Consider the following 20,668-nt stretch of genomic DNA (forward strand, 5'->3'; position numbering starts at 1 on the left):
AACCAGTCACAGGAAACCAGCCGACTTGCCGCCCTCTTATACCGGCACCAACCGCAGCCGCGTGCCCCACGGATCAATCGCTTCCACAACCTTGTTTTCCATCTCCACCAGCACATAACCGGCCGCCCGCAGCCGCGTTTTCTGCGCTTCAAGGTCCGTGGGATTTTTGATGGCAAGAGAGAACCATTCGAGGCCGGTTTCGGTGGCGTTGCGCTCTTTCGCCCCCCGGCTGTTCCATGTGTTGACGGCCAGATGGTGGTGATATCCGCCCGATGACAGGAAAGAGGCATCCGAACGGGCATCCTGCGTCGGTTTGAGACCAACGGCTTCCTCGTAAAAGGCGCGTGCGGTGGCAATCTCGCCGACCCGCAGGTGAATATGGCCGATGCGCATGCCGGAAGGTGCGGCCTCGTAATCGCTCTTTTTGGTGTCGGTCAGCGTTACGAGATCATCGACGTCGAGCGGTTCGGTCCCCATCTTAACCACGCTGCCGCTCCAGACCCATGTGTCCTTCGGCCGGTCGCTGTAAACCTCGATGCCGTTGCCTTCGGGATCGTTGAGATAGACCGCTTCACTGACATTATGGTCGGCAAAGCCCGTGAGCGGCACCTGCCTTAACGCCGCATGTACCAGCCACCGCGCCAGATCCTTGCGGGTGGGCATCAGATAGGCGATGTGGAACAGGCCGGCTGAGGTGGGGCTTTCATAATCCGCCGTTGGCTTGTGAACGAGATCAAGCAGGGGAACGGTGCCGGCGCCGAGCGTCACACCCCGTGCGTTGCGCGCAACCTCATTCAACCCGAGCACGGAACGGTAATAATCGATCATCGGATCGAGATCGCGCACCCGAAGCGCCGCCTGACTGACATGCATCGGCGTGGTCAGCGCAAAGGGAAGGGCGGTGCCTGCACTTGCTGCGGGTGGGGCGCCTTCTGCTCTAAGAGCACCGGCAAGGGCGGTGGCGGCGCAAGAAATTCCGGCAAATTTCAACGTGTGGCGGCGAGTAAATTGCATGAATAATCTCTTTTTGGGCGATGTGGATGGCTTAGGGAACACTCCGTTTCTGCGCACTACACGAATGCGTCAGTAACGCTGTTATTTTGCTTTTGCGGCAATTCTGGCGCGCAATTCGCCGCAATTATGCTGCACTGCGATGTAAACTGGACGTTGTGGCGTTTCCAACATGCTGCCAATGCTGTAGATGATAGAAAAATGACAACGCTTCTGGGTGGAGAGCGTGGAATGAAAAAGTGGGTTTATACCTTCGGCAACGGTGCTGCCGAAGGCCGGGCAGGTGACGTTGCTATATTGGGCGGCAAGGGTGCAAACCTTGCCGAAATGGCAAGTCTCGGCCTTCCCGTTCCCCCCGGCCTCACCATCATAACCGATGCCTGCGCCCTTTATCACAAGAACGGCCGCGATCTCCCCGAAGAGCTGAAGCTGCAGGTCATGGCCGGCCTTCACGGCATGGAAGCCGTGACCGGCAAGACATTCGGCGGCAGCCAGACGCCGCTGCTGTTGTCGGTCCGATCAGGCGCGCGTGCCTCAATGCCGGGCATGATGGACACGGTGCTCAATCTTGGCCTCAACGACCGCACGGTGCAGGCGCTGGGCCACGATGCGGGCGACGCCCGTTTCGCCTGGGACAGCTATCGCCGATTCATCCAGATGTATGCCGATGTCGTCATGGGTCTCGACCATGAGCTGTTCGAAGAAATTCTCGAAGACGAGAAAGGCCGGCTCGGCCATGAATACGATACCGATATGTCGGCGGTCGAGTGGCAGCATGTCGTTGCGCTTTACAAGCAACTGATCGAGGACGAGTTGGGAGAGGCTTTCCCGCAGGATTGCCATGTTCAGCTGTGGGGCGCGATCGGTGCAGTCTTTGCCAGCTGGACGAACCATCGCGCCGTGACCTATCGACACCTGCACAATATTCCCGGCGATTGGGGCACGGCGGTCAACGTCCAGGCCATGGTCTTTGGCAATCTCGGCTCGTCATCGGCAACCGGCGTTGCCTTCACCCGCAATCCCTCCACCGGAGAGGCGGAGCTTTACGGTGAGTTCCTCGTCAATGCCCAGGGTGAAGATGTGGTGGCGGGCATCCGCACGCCGCAATCCATCACCGAGGCCGCGAGGCTGGCGTCGGGTTCCGACAAACCCTCCATGGAAAAGCTGATGCCGGAGGCTTTCGCCGAGTTCATGGTGATCTGCAAGCGGCTGGAGACCCACTATCGCGACATGCAGGATCTGGAATTTACCATCGAGCGCGGCAAGCTCTGGATGCTCCAGACCCGTTCCGGCAAGCGCACCACACGCGCCGCCATGAAGATCGCCGTCGATATGGTCGAGGATGGGCTGATTTCGCAGGAAGAAGCCGTCTGCCGCATCGAGCCGTCATCGCTCGACCAATTGCTGCACCCCACCATCGATCCCGGTATTTCCCGGCCCATCATCGGCTCCGGCCTGCCTGCCTCCCCGGGGGCGGCAACCGGCGAGATCGTCTTTACCTCGGAAGAAGCGGTCGCTGCGGAAGCTGAAGGCCGAAGCGTCATTCTGGTCCGCATCGAAACCAGTCCGGAAGACATTCACGGCATGCATGCCGCCGAAGGCATTTTGACGACGCGCGGCGGTATGACCAGCCACGCCGCCGTGGTGGCGCGCGGCATGGGCATTCCCTGCGTTACCGGCGCGGGTTCGATGCGCGTCGATATGCGCAACAAGGTGCTGATCGGCGTTGGTTGCATGCTGAAACGCGGCGATGTCATCACCATCGACGGCTCTTCCGGCCGGGTGATGAAAGGTGAAGTGCCGATGACGCAGCCTGAACTGTCAGGCGACTTCGGCAAGCTGATGCAATGGGCCGATAATCTGCGCCGTATGACAGTGCGCACCAACGCCGATACACCGGCCGATGCCCGCGCCGCCCGTGCTTTCGGTGCAGAAGGTATAGGTCTTTGCCGCACCGAGCATATGTTCTTCGAAGGCGATCGCATTCATGTGATGCGCGAGATGATTCTCGCCGAAAGCGAAAAGGGCAGGCGGGCAGCGCTTGACCGGCTTTTGCCGATGCAGCGTTCGGATTTCACCGAGCTTTTCCAGATCATGCACGGCCTGCCGGTGACGATCCGCCTGCTTGATCCGCCGCTGCACGAATTCCTGCCGAAGAGCGATGGCGAGATCGTAGAGGTCGCCGCCGCCATGGGCATGCCGCAGACCGTATTCCGCCAGCGGCTGGATGCGCTGCACGAATTCAACCCCATGCTCGGCCATCGCGGCTGCCGGCTTGCCATTTCCTATCCCGAAATTGCCGAAATGCAGGCGCGCGCCATTTTTGAGGCTGCGGTTGCGGCGGCGCGCATCACCGGTGCACCTGTCGTGCCTGAGATCATGGTGCCGCTGGTCGGCCTCCGGTCCGAACTCGATTACGTTAAGGCCGTCATCGACACGGTGGCCGCCGAGGTGGCGGAAGAGACCGGCATGACGCTCGAATATCTGACCGGCACCATGATCGAGTTGCCGCGCGCGGCGCTGCGCGCGCATGTGATTGCGGAAGCTGCGGAGTTCTTCTCCTTCGGTACCAACGATCTGACGCAGACGACCTTCGGGATTTCCCGTGACGACGCGGCACGTTTCATCAATACCTATCAGCGCAAGGGCATTATTGAACGCGACCCGTTTATCTCGCTCGATTTCGACGGTGTGGGAGAACTGATCCGCATTGCCGCCGAGCGCGGCCGCCAGACGCGTCCGGAGCTGAAACTCGGCATCTGCGGCGAACATGGCGGCGACCCGGCCTCGATCCATTTCTGCGAGGATGCGGATCTCGACTACGTGTCCTGCTCGCCCTTCCGCGTGCCCATCGCGCGTCTTGCCGCCGCGCAGGCGACACTTGCCGCAAGGGCAAGGCAGGGTGAAACCGCCAGCAATGTCGCCTTCATTCCGGTCAGGGGTTTGGTTGGACGATGATCCGCCGCTCCACCACCACCGGCCGATAGAACATGTCGCGGTTCATCTGCGCCTGCCAGGCGCGGTTGTCGGCGCGACGATCCATTTCCAGATCGAGAAGGCAACCCGCCATGGGGTCGGTGCCGGGGCGGAAACCATAACCCCGGCATGTCGCCTCATCCCGCGCCCGGCGCTCTTCCGGCGTCAGCGTCTGGCAGGCGGTGAGCGCTAGTAGAGCGGCGAGCGAACCTAAGACGATGGAAACGCGCATTTTGTTTCTCCCTAGAACATTACAGCTGGGCGGCACTTTTATTGCCGCGATTGATACGCCTGTTTCATGATCGGGAAAAGTCGTGTTGGGACGGAAAGTTGCATCGGGGCGAGCCATCAGGCTCGCTTGGAGCGCTCCATTTCGGCGCGCATCCAGCTTGAGTCTCCCCAGGTCGATAGCCAGATCATCAAGTCGGTGAGAAAGCCGATAATCGGTAGAAGCAACCTGTGGCCTATGCCGCGCGTCATCTGGTTTTTCTCGGCCTCCCGCAGATGGGCCAGTTCCTGTTCCTGGATAGAGGCAATCAGCTGATGAAGCTCAGGATCTCTCGTCTGCAAAAAGGCCAATTGCTCTTCCAGATGGCGGTGAACAGTGCTTTCCACGGCCTCGGTGCAAATCCAGACCATGTTGCGTCCGCCAAGCGCAGTCAAAAAGCCGAGCAGATAACCTCCGAGGCTCCAAAACGCCATCACGCGACAGGGCTTGGCATTTCTTGAAGGCATCGCTTCCCGGAATAAGCGGCAATGATCGATTTCGTCTTCCCGCATTTCATGAAGAGCAGACACGATGTCCGGAAACAGCCGACGAGCCATCCATATCTGTGCTCCATAGATGCGGATAGCACCAAACTCGCCGGCATGATTGACTTTGAGAACGCGGCGAACGGTAAGAGCCGGATCGTGTTTGCCGAAACTATCGGACATATGAAACATACCTGAGTGTATTCCCGTTCGGTCGGCCCTGCCGGTTGAATTGGCCTCCAGTGTCTCCAACAACACTAAACGAATTGCACAACGGTTTTCCGATAAATGACGCTAGACATGAGAGCAGCCGCTCAGCTTTTTATTGCTGGCGGCTGCGGTGACATCGCTAAGATGATCGAAATCATCGGTGGTATTGATCGTGGCAGCGAAGAAGTGGCGCACAGGTAGCAGCCACTTCCGAATGCTTCACTCAGGCAGGAACCGCGTCGCGGTCATCGAGTGCCTCGATGTTCTTGGCGTTGTTGTAGACTGCCTCGTCCAGAATGCCTTCACGTTTGGCGACGATGGTGGGCACCAGCGCCTGACCGGCGACGTTGACGGCCGTGCGGCCCATGTCGAGGATCGGGTCGATGGCGAGCAGCAGGCCAACACCTTCGAGCGGGAGACCGAGCGTGGAGAGCGTCAGCGTCAGCATCACCACGGCACCCGTCAGGCCCGCCGTTGCGGCCGAGCCAAGCACCGAGACGAACACGATCAGCACATAGTCCTGAATGCCGAGCGGCACCTGGAAGAACTGGGCGATGAAGATCGCTGAAATCGCCGGATAGATGGCGGCGCAGCCGTCCATCTTGGTGGTGGCGCCGAGCGGCACGGCGAAGGCGGCATATTCGCGCGGCACGCCGAGGCTCTTTTCCGTCACGGTTTCGGTGACGGGCAGGGTGCCGATGGAGGAGCGCGACACGAAGGCGAGCTGGATTGCCGGCCATGCGCCCGCAAAGAAGCGCGATGGCTTCAGGCCATGGGCGAGAAGCAGCGCCGGATAGACCACGAAGAGAACCAGCGCCAGACCGATATAAACGGCCGCCGCATACCAGCCAAGCTGCGAAAGCGTCGTCCAGCCATATTGGTCAACGGCGCGACCGAGCAGGCCGATGGTGCCAATGGGCGTGAGGCGGATGACCCACCACAGGATCTTGCGCACGATGGCAAGCAGCGACTGGTTGAAGGCAAGGAACGGCTCCGCCGCCTTGCCCGCTTTCAGCGCCGCGACACCAAAGGCAATCGACACCACGAGCAGCTGCAACACGTTGAAGTTCAGCGAGGTGCTGGCGGAACCGTTATTGACCTTGGTCGAGGCCTCGAGGCCGAACACGTTGGCCGGCACGAGACCCTTCAGGAAGTCGAGCCAGGAACCGGTGGAGGAAGGTGCTGCCGCTGCGGTATTGGCAATCGCGGTGTTCACGCCCGGCTGAATGACGAGGCCAAGGACGATGCCGATGACCACGGCTATCAGCGCCGTGATGGCGAACCAAAGAAGCGTCTGCCAGACGAGCTTTGCCGCATTGGAGAGGTTCTTGAGATTGGCGATGGAGGCGACGATGGCTGTGAAAATCAGCGGCGGCACCAGCGCGCGCAACAGCTGCACGAAAATGCTGCCGATGGTCTGCAACGTCACGGAAAGCCAGTTCGGGCTGCCGGCGGCATCAGGACCGATATTGCGCGCAACGAGCCCGAGCAGCAGGCCGATGACCATGGCGATCAGAACCTGAAAGCCGAAGTTGCGATAAAAGGGTTTTGACCCGGATGAGCGGGCCGGCGTCGTTGCCTGTGACATGGATTGTCTCTTTTTTATGCAAGAAAACGAGGATAATGCACTTTTTACACGCATTCTCGAAGGAAGGGACGAAGAATACGCCGATTTCCTCAGCAAATAAGGGATGAGCTTGCGTATTTGTTGCACTGCTGATGCATTATTCTCTTAAAGGGAGATAATGCGGAAAAATATTCCGCTCTATCGTGGCCGTGGCCTTTCACGCGCTCAAAGCGACGTCGGAGGCTAGAAGAGCGTTTGCGTTTGCTGAGGCCGTTGCGTTCCCACGCCGTCACTCCGGACCAGATCCGGGGTCCATTGCGATCAAGGCCTTGATCGTGGAAGGCTTCTTTCAGGATGCAGACGCGCCGTGGTTGGATGCCGGATCAAGTCCGGCGCGACAAAGGTGGGTTTACGCACTTTACCCGCAGATCAGACCCGTCCTTGTTTTCCTAACCGCAAATCCGGTCTATGACATCATATGCAGGTGATTCCCTTGCCAGATTTCGGGTGCAACGCATTTACGCCAATGCGATCTAACGGATATCCGCTTCCATGACTGTGCGTTTCGTCCGGCCTTTTTCAGTTGCAGCCTATCTTTCCCGCTATCTCGGTATGGCGGCGCTGGCGCTTTTTCTTGTCGCCGCCGGCATCCACCGTTTCGGACCGTTGACGACGCCCGATCTCGTCGGCCTGCTGATGATTGCCGCTGGAATCGCTTTGGTGGCGATGCTTCTGGCGTTGGTTGGTCTTGAACGGCTATGGACCACGGGTGCGCGCGGCGGCCTTTCTGCGCTTGCCGCGCTGCTGTTGTCGGCGTTGCCGCTCGTCGTCGTCGGTTACGGCGCATTTCTGTACTGGCAGCAGCCGAAGATTTACGACATCTCCACCGATCTTGCCGATGCGCCGGAATGGCTGGTGCCGCCCGTTGCCAATCAGCAATGGCTGGCAAGACCGGCCACTGTTGCAAAAGCGGACCGGGACGCGCAGGCCGTGGCCTATGCGAGCCTTGCCGGACGCCGTTATGAAGGTGCGATAGACCGCATCTACACCGCCGCCAAAAAAATGGCCGCCGCCCAGAGCATCCGCATCACCCATACCAAAGGCGTCATCGGCACGGTGGAGCCGCCCTCCGTCGGCGTTCCCGAACAGGACAAGTCTCAGCCCACCGAGGAAGTGCCGGTAGAGGACCTCCCCTCCATCGTGCCGGTTCCCATGGCACGGCCGGTCGAGGCACCGCAGCCCACCTTCTTTAACGGCAGCGGCGTGGTGCTGATGCAGGGCGAAAAGCGCACGCGCATCTGGGGCCTGCGTTTCGACATCCTCATCCGGCTGAAAGAGGAGGCGGAAACCACGATCGTCGATGTGCGCGTTGCCTCCCGTTACGGCCCGCACGATCTCGGCATGGGTGCAGCAATCGCAGAAGCCTATCTCGATGCGCTGGATGCGGAAATGCAGGGCCTGAACGACAATTAAGGCTTAGTTTCCTTCCTCGTCATTCCGGCGTCGAGCCGGTACCCAGCCCACTCAAGGCCGGAACGACGGGGAAATGCGATGGTGGTTGAAATGTTTGGACCGGATATGATGACGCCGATATGAGCGTTGCGCCCAGACGCCTGCCTCACGCCGGAAAATATTCCCCCAGCAACGAAGGCGCACCCTCGGTCCGGACCTCGCCCTTTTCAATCAGGTCTTCGATATGCGCCAGTACGGAAAGTGCTGCAGCCCCGTGCAGGCGTTTGTCGGTGCTGGCATAGATCACCTTCACCATATCGGCGATCCGCCGGTCGCCTTCCCGGATGCGCTTCAAAACCGCCCGTTCCCGCATGCGGCGGTGGGCGCGAAGCCCGCGCATGAAGGCTGCGGGATCGTTGACCGGGCCGCCATGGCCGGGCAGGAACAGCCGGTCGTCGCGGGCGAGCAGGCGCTCCAGCGAGGCCATGTAATCGCTCATCGACCCATCAGGCGGTGCGACGATGGTGGTGGCCCAGGCCATGACGTGATCGGCGGAAAAGACGATGCCGCTGCCATCAAGTGCGAAAGCGGCGTGGTTGGCGGTGTGCCCCGGCGTGTGCAGCGCCGTCAGCGCCCAGCCGTCGCCGGAAAGGCTCTGCCCGTCGCCAAGTGCCACATCCGGCACGAAAGCCGTATCGGAACTTTCGGCAAAGGGATTGGTCTCACCCACATGCAGTGGCCGGGCGGCGCGGTGCGGGCCTTCCGCAACCGTGATAGCGCCGGTCGCCTGCCGCAGCCGCTGCGCAAGCGGCGAGTGATCGCGATGTGTGTGGCTGACGAAGATATGGGTAACCTCGCGGCCATCAAGCGCCGCCATCAGCGCCTGAAAATGCGCCTCATCCTCCGGGCCGGGATCGATGACGGCAACGGACCGGTCGCCGACGATATAGGAGTTGGTGCCATGGAAGGTAAACGCGGAAGGATTGTTGACGGTGATGCGCTGGATGAGCGGGGCAACGGGAACCGCCTCGCCATAGGCCGGCCTGAAATCGAGATCGAATGCCGGGTCCGCCATCAAGACCTCCTGAAATATGCCATGCCACGCAGAGCCGCAGCCTCAGCCGCGCAATCGCCAAGCCCTAACATGCCATGTCAGGCACGGCATCCAAAAAGCTTGGATTTTGTGAAAAAATAAGCCGTCAGGTCATTGCCGCGTCGGGCAGGCTTTGCTAATCAGGCCCGGTTCAGGCAGCGGCGTTTCGCCCAAGCTGCCCTGTTGGGGCGTCGCCAAGCGGTAAGGCACCGGTTTTTGGTACCGGCATTCCCAGGTTCGAATCCTGGCGCCCCAGCCATCACTTCCAGAATCAGAACAGCGTGCACAGGTGCCGGCGGGCATCTATCAGCCGTACCATTTCACTGCGATCCCGGATGTTGTGACGCGCGAAAACCTGTCCTCCGTCATCACCAACCTTGACCCAAGAATCCACAAGCCGTTGAAATCCATGGATCCTCGCGAAGAGGCCAGGATGACGCGTGTGTGTTAAAGGCCTGCTTAAACAGAAACGCCGCGCATCCAAAGACACGCGGCGTCCAAACTTAAAATCGCGGCTAAGCCTTAAAGCGCGATATCCGGAACCTTCTTCACCGGCGCGCCAGCAGGTGCCGCTCCCGCGCCCTTCAGCGCGCCAAGATCGATCTGCGGCGGGGTCGGCAATTGCAGGTGCTCGGCCGTATAGGCCCATTCCTGCTGAACTTTTTCCGGGTCGTCATTGAGCTTGGTGCCGTAGCTCGGAACGATCTGGCGGATCTTGGCCTGCCATTCCGGTGTTGCCACCTTGTCCTTGAAGACCTTTTCCAGAACGCTCAGCATGATCGGTGCGGCCGTGGAGGCGCCAGGAGAGGCGCCGAGCAGACCGGCGATGCTGCCATCCTGCGCGGCAACGATTTCCGTGCCGAGCCTGAGTACACCGCCCTTTTCCTCGTCGCGCTTGATGATCTGCACGCGCTGGCCCGCCTGCCACAGACGCCATTCGCCCTGCTTCGCGTTCGGGAAATATTCCTTCAACGCGGCAAAGCGGTCGTCGTCCGACATCATCAGCTGGCCGGCGAGATATTCCACCAGCGGATATTCATCGATGCCGACGCGCACCATCGGCCAGGCATTGCTTGTCGTGACGGAGGAGACGAGATCGAAATAGGAGCCTTCCTTCAGGAACTTGGTGGAGAAGGTGGCGAAAGGTCCAAACAGGATGACGCGCTTGCCACCAAGCACCCGGGTATCCAGGTGTGGAACCGACATGGGCGGCGAGCCGACCGAGGCCTTGCCGTAGGCCTTGGCCAGATGCTGCATCGTCACGTCAGGATTGTCGTTGATCAGGAACGAGCCACCAACCGGGAAACCGGCGTAATTGTCGCCTTCCGGAATACCGGACATCTGCAACAGATGCAGCGCACCGCCGCCGGCGCCGATGAACACGAATTTCGCATCCACGGTCTGCTCAGCATCGGTCTTCAGGTTGCTATAGGTCACGCGCCAGCTGCCATCGGCATTGCGCTGGATATCGGAAACCTCGCTGTTGACTTGCAGGTCGAAATTTCGGTCGCTTTGCAGATGCGAAACGAACTGGCGGGTGATCTCGCCGAATTCCATGTCGGTGCCGAGCGGCGACCAGGTCGCGCCGATCTTCTGGGAAGGATCGCGGCCTTCCATCATCAGCGGCACCCATTTCTTAAGCTGCTCGGGGTCGCTGGAATATTCCATGCCGGCAAAAAGCGGGCTTGCCTTCAGCGCCTCGTAGCGCTTTTCGAGATAGGCGATGTTCTCATCGCCCCAGACGAAGCTCATATGCGGCGTGTGGTTGATGAAGGAGCGCGGGTTCTTCAAAACGCCGTTACGTACCTGCCATGCCCAGAACTGCCGGGAAATCTGGAAGGATTCGTTGATGTTGACGGCTTGGCTGATCTTGATGTTGCCGTTGTCGTCTTCCGGCGTGTAGTTCAGCTCGGCAAGCGCGGAATGGCCGGTGCCGGCATTGTTCCAGCCGTTTGAGCTTTCAAGCGCCACGCCGTCCAGCCGCTCGAGCATCTGCATCGACCAGGTTGGCTCCAGTTCACGCAGCCACACGCCGAGCGTCGCGCTCATGATGCCGCCACCGATCAGAAGCACGTCGACCTTCTTGGTAGCCGTATTGGCGAGAAGCGAGGATGTCGGCAGCGCTGTCGCTGCAAGCCCTGCGAGCGCAGTGCCGAGAACCTGTCTGCGGTTCATCGGAAGCGCATGGGAGGGAAGCGCGTCTGAGGAAAGATCAGTGAGCTGGGATTTGTCTTGATCGATGGGAGTCACGGCCATACCTGATTCTTGTTTTGTGTTAAAAACACTCCTCCCAGCCGCCCCGTTACAGCAAAGCCGAAACCGGCACAACCCTGACCTATTCACTCCAGTTCAAGCGCTTTTGCGGGGATTTTGCCGGGACATAAGGTCGCATTGGCAGTTTCTGCCATTTTGCGGATTGTCATTTTTGTGGTTGCGAGGATTAGACGGTGCTTTCAAACGGTTGAAAGTGTCTCAAGCGCGAATATCGCGAAAACGCCGTCAATTCGGCGTTTGCCGCGCTTGGCGGATCAGGTTGCGCTGGTCCGTGTGAAAAAAATTCAGGAAAAATGACAATAATCGCAAAAAAGTGAAAAGGCCCGCCGGTTAGGGCAGGCCTTGGCTCGTTTCGTCAGCTGGACGAAAACTCAGTTTGCGGCGAGGAATTCCGCGCAATAGCTCGGGCCGTTGACGCCGGGGCGGTCGGAAACCGTGCGTACCGAAGTGATCGTGTAGTCGCTGGAGACGGTGAGCTGAACCGTGCAGGAGAGCGAGGCGGTGCGGGCGGGCGAAATCTGGCGACCCTTCTTGCCGTCCTTGCCTTCTTCGAACTTGGCCGGAATGGTGGCCTTCTTGTAACCGCCGCGCCAGTTATAGATGGTCGAGCTGCCGGTTTCCGTGTCGCTCAGCGGCGGGCCGAATTTTGCAAAGAAAATACCTGCGGACTGACCGACCCACCGCGTTTCAACGGGGCTCTTCTGGGTGAAGGAAGGGGCAGAGCCCGTCGATGTCGTGCAGGCGGAGAGCGCAATGGCGAGCCCTGCGAGCGTTACGCTGCGAAATAGCATGGTGAAATGTCCTTTGTGCCGTGTCCGGCTTCCCGCCGGTCATTACGTTCCCCTAGCAGATTTGGCGGCGACGGGCAGGGGAGCTGTGCCGCTTGACGAAAATTTCCTGCCACAATTGCTTTTTTGTAACGTTTTCCCACACGCCGCCCGGTGCGGCAGGCACTTGGCGACCGCCCTTCGCAGCGCGTTGAAAACTTGTCACAAAAAATGCAATATGCCGCTTGTCGAATGCTGGAGGCTGGTCTATAGAAGCGCCGCTGGTCACGGAGTGTAGCGCAGTCTGGTAGCGCACGTCGTTCGGGACGACGGGGTCGGAGGTTCAAATCCTCTCACTCCGACCAGCTTAAGCCTAATATTTCCCGGGGCTTTCAAATGATCCCAACACTTTCTCAAGATCCTTGGATCAAGGCATCGTACCGAGACCTGACGGTTTAAAACCCGACGGGTAAACGCATTCGGCGTCCGCGGCTGCAAGTCACGACTTCGGTGATTGCACGGAATGTCAATTTCTCGTCCTCGCCAACGGGAGAATGAGCAAAACGCAAACAACAGCCGTCGGCCAGAAGTCGGTTAAACCATCCCAGGACCAATTCCAGAAGTAATAACCCTCCAGATGGGGAGGAGGCATTTCTACGGACACCTCGTAGTCCCGCTTTTCCCGGCCATGAAAATGACCGGCGGCGAAGGCCAGACCGATTATCCACGCCACTCGCCAGCTAACGAGCAGGCGAAACAGAACGGCGACAATCGCCGCCATGATGACGGCCTCTAGAATGTGCCCCGCCCAATCCCAATGGTCTTGAATGTAGGTCCAGTCGATCATCGGTAGCGGTAATCACCGCGCCAGTCGCGACGATCACGCCAATCCCTCCGGTCGCGCCAGTCGCGACGGTCATAGTCACGGTAGTGGCGATCGCGTTCATAGGTGCGGTAGTACACGCCTGTCGTATAATATCCGCCGCTACGGTAGCCCCGATCATCGACACAGCCGCTTAGGATGCCCACCGAAACCAGGCAGATCGCTGCAGTCAGAATTTTCATAATCTTCATCTCCCAATGACGGACACTAACGTGCGCTGAACCACGCAGTTCCATTGCTGAGAGAGTGAGGTGTCGGTCATTAACCGTGCCTGAACACAGCGCCATGACGCTGGCCATCTTCTGGGCTCTGCCAAGCGTCGAAAACTTGATGCGTTTGACGTTATCGACTGCGATGAACCCGTCGTCAGCGCAGTCGCAGGGAACGCAACCACTCCTCAACCGTTATCCCACCACAACAACGATGGAGGATAACATGCTAAAAGGTATTGCACTGTGGGCGATGGGTGTTCCGATTTTTGTGATCATCCTGCTTTACATGTTCGTGTTTTAAACGAGGCCTGATCCAAAGGCTTTCAAACAAAAAAGGCGACCGCTTGGACGGTCGCCTTTTTGTTGTGTGCGCGTGTCTTTCAGTCCAGATCGCTGATCAGCCGTGAGGCTGTCGCGCCATCCGTGCGGCGGATGTCGATCTCGTCGCGGTGCTTGGCCAGCAGTTCGCTTGCCAGAAGCTTCTCGGCCAGATGGGCGGGCAGGGAGAGAATGACGCGGTCACCCTGTTCTTCCGTCGCGCCAACGCTGCGTTTGCCGGCAATCATGCCACCCGCCACCGTGTTGTTGGTGTCGGGGTCGATCAGGATGAAGGAGCCGGTTGCCCGGTTCTGCTCATAGGCATCGAAGATCGCCGTCTCGTCGAAGGAGAGCCGCACCTTGCCGATGGCGTTCATCGGCAGCGATGTCTCGTGCGCCTGCCATTCGCCTTCTTTCAGGTTGAGCTGGCTGACCGGCTGCACGCTGACGCGCTGGCGGCGGCTGCCGCTTTTCAGCCAGTAACGTTTGCCGGCCTCGATGCCACCTGGCTGCAACGCCACGATCTGCGCGTCGAAGGCAAGCCCTGTCTGCGGTTGTGCCTCGATGGACACGATCATGTCGCCGCGCGAGACGTCCACCTGACGGTCGAGAACGAGCGTGACCGCGTCACCAGCAACGGCGGCGTTACGCACCAGATCGAAAGTGACGATCTGCTTGACATTCGCGACCATGCCCGACGGCAGCACGACAACGCTGTCGCCCGGCTTGACCGAGCCGCCGGCAACCGTGCCCTGATAACCGCGGAAACTTTCGCCGGGGCGCGACACGCGCTGTACGGGGAAGCGGAAACCACCCGATTGCGCCGAGCGCACCGTGGCAAGCTCCAGCGTTTCGACCAGCGTCGGGCCTTCATACCAGGGCATGGAGGCCTTGCCTGATAGCACGACGTTTTCGCCCTTCAGCGCCGACATTGGAATGGCTGTGATCTGCTTGATGCCGAGGTCGGAGGCGAAATCGCGGAATTCGTGGGCAATCAGTTCAAAACCTGCCTTGTCGTAATTCGTCAGGTCGATCTTGTTGATGGCCAGCACGAATTGCCGGATGCCCATCAGCGCCGCGATGGTGGCGTGTCGGCGTGTCTGTTCCAGAATGCCGGTGCGCGCATCGACCAAAAGTACGGCGAGATCGGCCGTGGAAGCGCCGGTCGCCATGTTGCGGGTATATTGCTCATGGCCGGGCGTGTCGGCCACGATGAAGGCGCGCCGGTCGGTTGAGAAATAGCGATAAGCGACATCGATGGTGATGCCCTGTTCGCGCTCTGCCTGCAACCCGTCGAGCAGCAGCGCGAAATCTGGCAGGCCGAGATCGTTCTGCTTGCCGCTATCGCGATGCAGGGTAGCGGCCTGATCTTCCTTGACGGCCTTGGTGTCCCACAGGAGACGGCCGATCAGGGTCGATTTGCCATCATCGACGCTGCCGCAGGTGATGAGACGAAGCGGGCGCGTATCACGCGTCGCCTTCGAATGTTCGGCAAAGGGCAGAATGGTGGCCGTGGAGGCGGTGTTGGTAGCAGCGGCGGTCATCAGAAATAGCCCTCGCGCTTCTTCTTCTCCATCGAGCCGGACTGGTCTCGATCGATGGCGCGGCCCTGCCGCTCGGAAACGGTGGCGATTTCCAGCTCTGCGATGACCTCCTGAAGCGTCGCCGCCTCGGAGTGGATCGCGCCGGTCAGCGGGAAGCAGCCGAGCGTGCGGAAGCGGATCGAGCCGTGCTGGATCTCTTCGCCGGGCAGCAGCTCCAGCCGCTCGTCTTCGGCAAGGATCATCATGCCGTCACGCTCGATATAGGGGCGCTCGGCAGCGTAATAGAGCGGCACCAGCGGAATGTTTTCCGCCTCGATGTAACGCCAAATATCGACTTCGGTCCAGTTGGAGAGCGGGAAGGCGCGCACGCTTTCACCCTTGCGGACCATGCCGTTATAGATGTTCCACAGCTCAGGGCGCTGGTTGCGCGGGTCCCATTTATGGTCCGGCGTGCGGAAGGAATAGATGCGCTCCTTGGCGCGGCTTGCTTCCTCGTCGCGGCGCGCACCGCCGAAGGCGGCATCGAACTGACCGGCGTCCAGCGCCTGGCGCAGCGCTTCCGTCTTCATGATGTCGGTGTAGAGCGCCGAACCGTGGGTGAAGGGCGTCACGTTTTCGCTCGCGCCGCGCGGGTTTGTGTAGGAGATGAGATCGAGGTCATATTCCTTGACGATCTTGTCGCGGAATTCGATCATTTCCTTGAATTTCCAGCCCGTATTGACGTGCAGCAGCGGGAAGGGCACGCGGCCTGGGAAGAAGGCCTTGCGCGCCAAATGTAGCAGCACGGATGAATCCTTGCCGATGGAATAGAGCATCACGGGATTGTCGAATTCGGCTGCGACTTCGCGGAAGATATGAATGGCTTCGTTTTCAAGCGCCTTCAGATGCGGATCGAGCGGCGGCTTGGATGCGACAGTATTCTTGCTGTCCGTCTCGTGGACTGCGTTGGACATTTTAAACTCCGGAACTGGTCTGAATGATTATCGTTGTGGGATGGCGGAAATGGCGGATGTCTGGTCCGCACCGGCGACGTGAAGACCGCATTCGCGCTTCTCGTCGTTTTCCCACCACCATCGTCCGGCGCGCTCAGGCTCGCCGGGCTTGATAGCGCGTGTACACGGCTCGCAGCCGATGGAGGGGTAACCACGCGCATGCAACGGATTGACGGGAATGTTTTCAGAAGCGACATAGGCCTTGATCTGGTCGATGTCCCAGTCCGCCAAGGCATTGACCTTGATCAGATTACGCTCGGCGTCGAACTCGGCAAAAGGTGTGGTCGCACGATTGCCCGACTGGCCGCGGCGGAGCCCGGTGATCCAGAAGGTGGCACCTTCCAGCGCCTTGCCGAGCGGGATCAGCTTTCTGACATGACAGCAGGCGTGACGGGCCTCGATGCTTTCGTAAAAACCGTTGAGGCCGTATTTTTCGGCATAGGCGTCGATATCGTCCTGTTCGGGCCGAAAGCGACGGATGTCGATGCCGAAGCGTTCCTCGGTTTCCTCGATGAGATCGACGGTTTCCTTGAAGAGCCGGCCGGTTTCCAGCGTCACGACGTCGATCGGCAACCGATGGGTGCCGATGGCCGCCGTGATGACCTGGTCCTCGATGCCGAGGCTGGTGGTGAAGACCGCACGGCCGCCAAGACCGGCGATAAAGGAAAGTCGTCCCGCAAGATCGAGCCCGGCAAGCGTGGCGTCGAGGGAAGCGGTATCGGCAGAGGCATTTGCTGAATTGATCGTCATTGTCACGTCCGGGATTTCCATGGCCGATTATTGTTGAAATCGGGCCTCTGGAACAGAAATGACAGTCTTTGTGCGCTGCACTTCAGAGCAAAAATGCCTCACGCGCACGATCTATGAGCAAAAGATGCCCGTTCACCTTCTTTGCAGCTTGGATTTGAATTGTGACAACTTCTGCGCTAAGCCGGAATTGCCGGGTATCCGGGCTTGTGTTCTACTGGTTTCACGATGATTTCGCAGAAGGCAAAATATGCGCTGAGGGCGCTTCTTTCGCTGGCAAAGGCCGACGGCGGCTGTCCTGTGCAAATTTCCGATATTGCCCGCGAACAGGCCATTCCGAAAAAATTCCTTGAACAGATCCTTCTCGAAATGAAGAAGGAACGCATCGTCGAAAGCAGGCGCGGCAAGCAGGGCGGTTATTTACTGGCGCGCCCGGCTGCCGATATCACCTTCGGCGAGGTGCTGCGCCTCATCGACGGGCCGCTGGCTCCCTTGCCCTGCCTGTCGCAGACCGCCTATCGCCGGTGCGAGGATTGCGATGGCGAAAAGCAGTGCGAAATACGCCACGTCTTCGCCCGCGTGGCCGACGCCACCCGCAATATCCTTTTCAACACCACCGTTGCGGATGCCGTTTCAGGTGTGGAAGTGCCCGAACTTTTGACGGCCTGACGAAAAAATCGTCTAAAACACCTGAATATTTTTCGCCCTAACGCCAAAAAATCGTCAAAAATGTGAAACGGTTTTGCATTCAGCAAAGTTTTACACGACGCTTGTTGCGCCTTTCGCCTATGCTGCGCTGTATTTGTTGCCCGTGGAAACGCTCTCGGGAAACACTTTTTCGATCGTATTCGGCCTCATTGACCAACTCTACCGGTCCAGTAGAGTTAAGCCATCTTCATCAGGAGGGAATACCGATGTCCAAGCTTCTGTCCGGTTTGAGCGTTTTCGCTCTCGGTCTATCGCTGGCTCTGGGAGGTGTCGGCTCGGCTGCCGCGCAGACCAAGCTGCTTAACGTGTCCTATGATCCGACCCGCGAACTCTACAAGGATTTCAACGAAGCCTTCGCCAAGAAGTGGAAGGCCGATACCGGTGAGGATGTCACGATCCAGCAGTCGCATGGCGGCTCCGGCAAGCAGGCTCGCTCGGTCATCGACGGTCTGGAAGCCGATGTGGTGACGCTGGCGCTGCAGAGCGATATCGATGCCATCGTCCAGAATTCCGGCAAGATCAACAAGGACTGGCGCGGCCGCCTGCCGCATAATTCCTCGCCCTACACCTCCACCATCGTGTTCCTCGTCCGCAAGGGCAACCCGAAGGGCATCCATAACTGGGGCGATCTGGTAAAGGGCGACGTGCAGATCGTTACCCCGAACCCCAAGACATCAGGTGGCGCACGCTGGAATTATCTCGCCGCCTGGGCATGGGCGAATGAAGAGTTCAAGGGCGACCAGGACAAGATCAAGGCCTATGTCGGCGAACTCTACAAGCGCGCTCCGGTGCTCGATACCGGTGCCCGCGGCTCCACGGTCACATTTGCGCAGCGCCAGATCGGCGACGTGCTGCTGGCCTGGGAAAACGAAGCCTATCTGGCCGGTCAGGAATTCGGCGCGGATGCCTTCGACATTATCGTGCCGCCGATCTCGATCCTCGCCGAGCCGCCGGTCGCCGTGGTTGATGCGAACGTCGACGCCAAGGGCACCCGCAAGGCGGCGGAAGCCTATCTGCAATATCTCTATTCCGACGAAGGTCAGAACATTGCGGCGAAGCACTTCTATCGTCCATCCAACCCCGCAGTTGTCTCCAAGGATCTGCTGAAGCAGCTGCCCGACATCAAGCTCGTCACCATCGACGATCCGCAGTTTGGCGGTTGGGCCAAGGCGCAGCCTGAACATTTCGGTGACGGCGGCATCTTCGACCAGATTTACAAGCCCGCCAAGTAAGCGGATGATGGGCTGAAGACAAATCCGCCCACCCCGCTTAAAGGAACTTGAAAAACGACAAATCGATCGACCGGACACCGTGCCGGTCGATCCTTTATAACAAGGCCGGGGAACACCGGCTCCCAGAGAGCATTTCCAGGAAAAGTGGACCCCGGTTTTCTGTCCGGAAATGTGCCAAACTAAAGATTATCCGGAGCGTTGATGAGCAATAATACATCCGGAAACAGGTGGAAGTGGCGTCAATCGAGCGTGATACCAGGCTTCGGCCTGACGTTCGGTTACACGGTCGCCTATCTGTTTCTCATCATTCTTATTCCGCTCGGCGGCCTCATCTGGTCCACGGCGAAACTTGGTTTTGCAGATTTTATTGCGATCGCTGTCGATAGCCGTACGCTGAATGCGCTGCGCGTCAGTTTCGGCACCGCCTTCATCGCCGCACTGGTGAACGCTGTTTTTGGCGTCATCGTCGCCTGGGTTCTCACGCGGTATCGTTTTCCCGGCCGGCGTTTCGTTGATGCCATCGTGGATCTGCCCTTTGCCCTGCCGACGGCGGTTGCCGGCATCGCGCTCACCACGCTTTATGCCAATCGCGGCTGGGTTGGCTCGCTGTTCGAACCATTCGGCATCAAGATCGCTTTTACGCCGACCGGTATCGTCATCGCGCTGATCTTCATCGGCCTGCCATTCGTGGTCCGCACCGTGCAGCCGGTCATGGAAGAAATAGACCGGCAGGTGGAGGAGGTGGCGGCAACGCTCGGCGCCAACCGTTTCCAGACCATCAGCCGGGTGCTGCTGCCAAGCCTCACGCCGGCCATCCTGACGGGCTTCGCACTCGCCTTCGCGCGCGGTATCGGAGAGTACGGCTCGGTCATCTTCATCGCCGGCAATATTCCCTACGTCTCGGAAATCGCACCGCTCCTCATCGTCATCCGGCTGGAGGAGTTCAATTATGCGGGCGCGACGGCCATCGCCACCATCATGCTGATCATTTCCTTCGCCATGCTGTTCCTCATCAATCTCATTCAGGCCTGGAGCCGCAAGAGGTACGGTTATGTCTGATGCTTCCCGCACCTCGTCCCGACCGTTCCGCGATCCCGCCAGCGAGAGCCTGCCTGCCCGGCTGGTGCTGATTGCGATTGCCTTCCTGTTCCTTGCGGCCTTCCTCGTGCTGCCGCTGGTATCGGTGTTCTTCGAGGCATTTCGCAAAGGCGCCGATGCCTTCTGGGAAGCGATCGTCGAGCCGGATGCACTCTCCGCCATCCGTCTGACACTGCTTGTCGCCGCCATTTCGGTGCCGCTCAACCTTATCTTCGGTGTCGCCGCCGCCTGGGCGATCGCGAAATTCGAGTTCAAGGGCAAGGCATTCCTGATAACGCTGATCGACCTGCCGTTCTCGATCTCGCCGGTCATATCGGGTCTGGTCTATGTCATCCTGTTCTCTTCGCACAGCGTGCTCGGGCCATGGCTGAAGAGTTATGGCATCGAAATCCTCTTTGCTGTTCCGGGCATCGTGCTTGCCACCATCTTCGTCACCTTTCCCTTCGTCGCGCGTGAACTGATCCCGCTGATGCAGGAGCAAGGCAATGGCGATGAGGAGGCGGCGATCTCGCTTGGCGCAACCGGCTGGCAGACCTTCTGGTATGTCACGCTGCCGAATATCAAATGGGGACTGCTCTACGGGGTGCTGCTCTGCAACGCCCGCGCCATGGGCGAGTTCGGCGCCGTCTCTGTCGTATCAGGCCATATTCGCGGCGAGACCAACACCATGCCGCTGCATGTCGAGATACTCTATAATGAGTACAATATCGGCGCGGCCTTCGCGGTGGCGACGCTGCTGGCCGGTCTGGCGCTCGTGACGCTCGTTCTCAAAACCATTCTCGAAATACGCTTTGGCGCGGGCAACGCAGCCGGCAAGCATTGAAAGGCATA

19 protein-coding genes and 2 tRNA genes are annotated in these 20,668 nt (G+C 59.4%); 9 read left to right on the forward strand and 12 right to left on the reverse strand.

Going from position 1 to position 20,668, the window contains the following annotated elements; translation table 11 throughout:
• Positions 1-36 precede the first annotated feature (36 nt).
• Positions 37-1,014: a VOC family protein gene (locus RBH71_RS16400; protein WP_003511837.1), complete on the reverse strand. Its 978-nt coding sequence runs from the start codon at positions 1,012-1,014 to the stop codon at positions 37-39.
• A gap of 228 nt (positions 1,015-1,242) precedes the next feature.
• On the opposite strand from RBH71_RS16400, the gene ppdK reads away from it, so the two are divergent.
• Positions 1,243-3,969: a pyruvate, phosphate dikinase gene (ppdK, locus tag RBH71_RS16405; protein WP_003511838.1), complete on the forward strand. Its 2,727-nt coding sequence runs from the start codon at positions 1,243-1,245 to the stop codon at positions 3,967-3,969.
• Here ppdK and RBH71_RS16410 read toward each other — a convergent pair.
• From RBH71_RS16410 to RBH71_RS16420, 3 genes are all read right to left on the reverse strand, one after another.
• Positions 3,947-4,219, reverse strand: a complete 273-nt coding sequence (locus RBH71_RS16410; RefSeq protein ID WP_003511845.1) for a hypothetical protein — start codon at positions 4,217-4,219, stop codon at positions 3,947-3,949. The two genes, ppdK and RBH71_RS16410, sit on opposite strands and share 23 nt — an antisense overlap.
• A 116-nt stretch (positions 4,220-4,335) precedes the next feature.
• Entirely contained in the window at positions 4,336-4,932 is a 597-nt protein-coding gene (locus RBH71_RS16415) for a demethoxyubiquinone hydroxylase family protein (protein WP_003511846.1), read from the reverse strand.
• Between the two features lie 241 nt (positions 4,933-5,173).
• Positions 5,174-6,538, reverse strand: a complete 1,365-nt coding sequence (locus RBH71_RS16420) for a dicarboxylate/amino acid:cation symporter (protein WP_003511848.1) — start codon at positions 6,536-6,538, stop codon at positions 5,174-5,176.
• Positions 6,539-7,069: 531 nt separating this feature from the next.
• On the opposite strand from RBH71_RS16420, the gene RBH71_RS16425 reads away from it, so the two are divergent.
• Positions 7,070-7,990 (forward strand): DUF1499 domain-containing protein, encoded by a 921-nt coding sequence (locus RBH71_RS16425; protein ID WP_111801212.1) that lies wholly within the window; start codon positions 7,070-7,072, stop codon positions 7,988-7,990.
• Positions 7,991-8,135: 145 nt separating this feature from the next.
• On the opposite strand, the gene RBH71_RS16430 is transcribed toward RBH71_RS16425, so the two are convergent.
• Entirely contained in the window at positions 8,136-9,044 is a 909-nt protein-coding gene (locus RBH71_RS16430; RefSeq protein ID WP_003511851.1) for an MBL fold metallo-hydrolase, read from the reverse strand.
• 202 nt (positions 9,045-9,246) lie between these two features.
• On the opposite strand from RBH71_RS16430, the gene RBH71_RS16435 reads away from it, so the two are divergent.
• A tRNA-Gln gene (locus tag RBH71_RS16435) sits at positions 9,247-9,321 on the forward strand.
• A gap of 263 nt (positions 9,322-9,584) precedes the next feature.
• Here RBH71_RS16435 and mqo read toward each other — a convergent pair.
• Positions 9,585-11,318 carry a malate dehydrogenase (quinone) gene (gene mqo, locus RBH71_RS16440; protein WP_025592695.1) on the reverse strand — a complete coding sequence of 578 codons (1,734 nt, stop codon included), beginning with the start codon at positions 11,316-11,318 and terminating at the stop codon, positions 9,585-9,587.
• A gap of 389 nt (positions 11,319-11,707) precedes the next feature.
• Entirely contained in the window at positions 11,708-12,127 is a 420-nt protein-coding gene (locus RBH71_RS16445) for a hypothetical protein (RefSeq protein WP_003511854.1), read from the reverse strand.
• 264 nt (positions 12,128-12,391) lie between these two features.
• Here RBH71_RS16445 and RBH71_RS16450 point away from each other — a divergent pair.
• Positions 12,392-12,468: transfer RNA gene (locus RBH71_RS16450), tRNA-Pro, on the forward strand.
• Positions 12,469-12,629: 161 nt separating this feature from the next.
• Here the strand turns inward: RBH71_RS16450 and RBH71_RS16455 are convergent.
• Entirely contained in the window at positions 12,630-12,950 is a 321-nt protein-coding gene (locus RBH71_RS16455; protein ID WP_003511855.1) for a hypothetical protein, read from the reverse strand.
• Entirely contained in the window at positions 12,947-13,168 is a 222-nt protein-coding gene (locus RBH71_RS16460) for a hypothetical protein (RefSeq protein WP_003511857.1), read from the reverse strand. The genes RBH71_RS16455 and RBH71_RS16460 overlap by 4 nt, the downstream gene beginning before the upstream one ends.
• Before the next feature lie 103 nt (positions 13,169-13,271).
• Between RBH71_RS16460 and RBH71_RS16465 the strand changes: the two genes are divergently transcribed.
• On the forward strand, positions 13,272-13,499 hold the full coding sequence (locus RBH71_RS16465; RefSeq protein WP_003511859.1) for a hypothetical protein: 228 nt from the start codon (positions 13,272-13,274) through the stop codon (positions 13,497-13,499).
• A gap of 79 nt (positions 13,500-13,578) precedes the next feature.
• On the opposite strand, the gene cysN is transcribed toward RBH71_RS16465, so the two are convergent.
• Genes cysN through RBH71_RS16480 form a run of 3 tightly spaced genes read right to left on the reverse strand, consistent with a single transcriptional unit; the run spans position 13,579 to position 16,823 of the window.
• Entirely contained in the window at positions 13,579-15,060 is a 1,482-nt protein-coding gene (gene cysN / locus RBH71_RS16470) for a sulfate adenylyltransferase subunit CysN (protein ID WP_003511861.1), read from the reverse strand.
• Positions 15,060-16,013: a sulfate adenylyltransferase subunit CysD gene (gene cysD / locus RBH71_RS16475; RefSeq protein WP_003511863.1), complete on the reverse strand. Its 954-nt coding sequence runs from the start codon at positions 16,011-16,013 to the stop codon at positions 15,060-15,062. The genes cysN and cysD overlap by 1 nt, the downstream gene beginning before the upstream one ends.
• Positions 16,014-16,040: 27 nt before the next feature.
• Positions 16,041-16,823, reverse strand: a complete 783-nt coding sequence (locus tag RBH71_RS16480; RefSeq protein WP_013635643.1) for a phosphoadenylyl-sulfate reductase — start codon at positions 16,821-16,823, stop codon at positions 16,041-16,043.
• A 204-nt stretch (positions 16,824-17,027) separates the two neighbouring features.
• Between RBH71_RS16480 and RBH71_RS16485 the strand changes: the two genes are divergently transcribed.
• The 4 genes from RBH71_RS16485 to cysW all read left to right on the forward strand — a co-directional run bounded on the left by RBH71_RS16485 (position 17,028) and on the right by cysW (position 20,660).
• A complete protein-coding gene (locus tag RBH71_RS16485; RefSeq protein ID WP_003511868.1) occupies positions 17,028-17,468 on the forward strand; it encodes an RrF2 family transcriptional regulator in 441 nt (146 codons plus the stop codon).
• Between the two features lie 245 nt (positions 17,469-17,713).
• Positions 17,714-18,739 carry a sulfate ABC transporter substrate-binding protein gene (locus RBH71_RS16490; RefSeq protein WP_003511869.1) on the forward strand — a complete coding sequence of 342 codons (1,026 nt, stop codon included), beginning with the start codon at positions 17,714-17,716 and terminating at the stop codon, positions 18,737-18,739.
• A 201-nt stretch (positions 18,740-18,940) separates the two neighbouring features.
• Positions 18,941-19,798, forward strand: a complete 858-nt coding sequence (gene cysT / locus RBH71_RS16495; RefSeq protein WP_013635645.1) for a sulfate ABC transporter permease subunit CysT — start codon at positions 18,941-18,943, stop codon at positions 19,796-19,798.
• The gene (cysW, locus tag RBH71_RS16500) at positions 19,791-20,660 is read left to right on the forward strand and encodes a sulfate ABC transporter permease subunit CysW (RefSeq protein WP_003511871.1); all 870 of its coding nucleotides are present in this window, start codon (positions 19,791-19,793) and stop codon (positions 20,658-20,660) included. The genes cysT and cysW overlap by 8 nt, the downstream gene beginning before the upstream one ends.
• Positions 20,661-20,668 lie beyond the last annotated feature (8 nt).

The sequence above is a fragment of the Rhizobium sp. AN68 genome (assembly GCF_030758035.1).
GTDB classification, from domain to species: domain Bacteria; phylum Pseudomonadota; class Alphaproteobacteria; order Rhizobiales; family Rhizobiaceae; genus Agrobacterium; species Agrobacterium tumefaciens.

Coding starts and splice junctions, on each gene's coding strand:
- RBH71_RS16400 (WP_003511837.1), bottom strand. CDS start 1,014: ATGCAATTTACTCGCCGCCACACGTTGAAATTTGCCGGAATTTCTTGC.
- ppdK (WP_003511838.1), top strand. CDS start 1,243: ATGAAAAAGTGGGTTTATACCTTCGGCAACGGTGCTGCCGAAGGCCGG.
- RBH71_RS16410 (WP_003511845.1), bottom strand. CDS start 4,219: ATGCGCGTTTCCATCGTCTTAGGTTCGCTCGCCGCTCTACTAGCGCTC.
- RBH71_RS16415 (WP_003511846.1), bottom strand. CDS start 4,932: ATGTTTCATATGTCCGATAGTTTCGGCAAACACGATCCGGCTCTTACC.
- RBH71_RS16420 (WP_003511848.1), bottom strand. CDS start 6,538: ATGTCACAGGCAACGACGCCGGCCCGCTCATCCGGGTCAAAACCCTTT.
- RBH71_RS16425 (WP_111801212.1), top strand. CDS start 7,070: ATGACTGTGCGTTTCGTCCGGCCTTTTTCAGTTGCAGCCTATCTTTCC.
- RBH71_RS16430 (WP_003511851.1), bottom strand. CDS start 9,044: ATGGCGGACCCGGCATTCGATCTCGATTTCAGGCCGGCCTATGGCGAG.
- mqo (WP_025592695.1), bottom strand. CDS start 11,318: ATGGCCGTGACTCCCATCGATCAAGACAAATCCCAGCTCACTGATCTT.
- RBH71_RS16445 (WP_003511854.1), bottom strand. CDS start 12,127: ATGCTATTTCGCAGCGTAACGCTCGCAGGGCTCGCCATTGCGCTCTCC.
- RBH71_RS16455 (WP_003511855.1), bottom strand. CDS start 12,950: ATGATCGACTGGACCTACATTCAAGACCATTGGGATTGGGCGGGGCAC.
- RBH71_RS16460 (WP_003511857.1), bottom strand. CDS start 13,168: ATGAAAATTCTGACTGCAGCGATCTGCCTGGTTTCGGTGGGCATCCTA.
- RBH71_RS16465 (WP_003511859.1), top strand. CDS start 13,272: ATGACGCTGGCCATCTTCTGGGCTCTGCCAAGCGTCGAAAACTTGATG.
- cysN (WP_003511861.1), bottom strand. CDS start 15,060: ATGACCGCCGCTGCTACCAACACCGCCTCCACGGCCACCATTCTGCCC.
- cysD (WP_003511863.1), bottom strand. CDS start 16,013: ATGTCCAACGCAGTCCACGAGACGGACAGCAAGAATACTGTCGCATCC.
- RBH71_RS16480 (WP_013635643.1), bottom strand. CDS start 16,823: ATGGAAATCCCGGACGTGACAATGACGATCAATTCAGCAAATGCCTCT.
- RBH71_RS16485 (WP_003511868.1), top strand. CDS start 17,028: ATGATTTCGCAGAAGGCAAAATATGCGCTGAGGGCGCTTCTTTCGCTG.
- RBH71_RS16490 (WP_003511869.1), top strand. CDS start 17,714: ATGTCCAAGCTTCTGTCCGGTTTGAGCGTTTTCGCTCTCGGTCTATCG.
- cysT (WP_013635645.1), top strand. CDS start 18,941: ATGAGCAATAATACATCCGGAAACAGGTGGAAGTGGCGTCAATCGAGC.
- cysW (WP_003511871.1), top strand. CDS start 19,791: ATGTCTGATGCTTCCCGCACCTCGTCCCGACCGTTCCGCGATCCCGCC.